Below are 1,151 nucleotides of genomic sequence, written 5' to 3'. Positions count from 1 at the left end.
CTGTAGCAACTGTCTTGTCAGGCGGAGGCCATCTGGGCCTCCGCATCCCGTTTGCGGGCGTTGAGGATCACCAGCATCTTGCGCATTACCGCGACCAAAGCCACCTTGCCCGGCTTGCCCTGGTTGACGAGGGATTCAAAGAATTCCTTGAGCCTGGGCTCATAGCGTTTGGCGGTCAGCGCCGCCATGTAGAGTGCTTCGCGTACAACGGCGCGGCCTCCGGTGATGCATCGTCGCCCTTTCCAGGTTCCGCTTTCGCGGTTCATGGGGGCAACCCCTACCAAGGCCGAGATGGCTTTCCCGCTGAGCTTGCCCAGCTCCGGGAGCTCGCAGGCCAGGGTTGCCATCAACACCGGGCCGGCACCTTTGAGCTTGGCAAAGTCACGCCATCCTTCCTGTTCGGCCAGCAGCGCTGCGATGGTGGCGTCGAGCTGCTTGATGCTTTTCTGGATCTCGCACAGGTGCTGATTCAGCATGGAAATCAGGCTGGGTTCGCTGAACGCGCGCATGCGCTGATGCTCGCTCACCCGCATCTGGACCAGGTGGCGACGTCGCTGGCACAGCTCACCCAGGCGGCGCTGCCAAGCCGCTGGCGGTACGTAGCGGGTCAGCTTTAGGGCATCGGCCATGTGGGCCAGCACCATGGCATCAATACGATCGGTCTTGGCCTGCTTTCCCGTGGCTGAGGCAAAGCTGCGGCCACGGCCAGGATTGATTCGTACCATCGGCAGGCCTGCTTCATGCAGCGCATCCAGTGCCTTTTGCTCGTAGCCGCCACTGGCCTCGAGCACGACCTGCTTGGCTGGCCACTGCTGCAACCACCGGATCAGGCTATTCCAGCCACGTTTGCTGTTCTTGAACTGGCGAAAGGCCTGTTCATGGACGGCAACATCCAGATTCTCACCACTGACATCGATCCCGATCCCAAACATGAGGTAACTCCGCTAGGCTGGCAGGGCCGAGAGCTCCCCCCGCTTGCCCAGTCTTATCAGTGCGAGCGCCAACTCGATCAACTGTTCGGGCGGATCAGGGAGAAACCGGCGCGGAGATCCTTGCTACAGAGCGATCGAGAAGACCTAGAGCCGAACGGTCGCCCGCGCCGGGCTCTCGGCACCTAAGGTGCCAGAGTCGCAAGAGATAAGAGCCGAGCC

General features: G+C 61.7%; 1 protein-coding gene. It reads right to left on the bottom strand.

From position 1 onward, the window contains the following. Positions 1–17: 17 nt before the first annotated feature. Positions 18–932 carry an IS110 family transposase gene (locus V9K93_RS20780; protein ID WP_337303140.1) on the bottom strand — a complete coding sequence of 305 codons (915 nt, stop codon included), beginning with the start codon at positions 930–932 and terminating at the stop codon, positions 18–20. Positions 933–1,151 lie beyond the last annotated feature (219 nt).

The sequence above is a fragment of the Stenotrophomonas sp. CCNWLW162 genome (assembly GCF_037203745.1).
Lineage (GTDB): Bacteria > Pseudomonadota > Gammaproteobacteria > Xanthomonadales > Xanthomonadaceae > Stenotrophomonas > Stenotrophomonas maltophilia_AQ.
The sequence above is the reverse complement of the archived record's forward strand: the minus strand, read 5'-3'. Positions and strand labels throughout refer to the sequence as shown.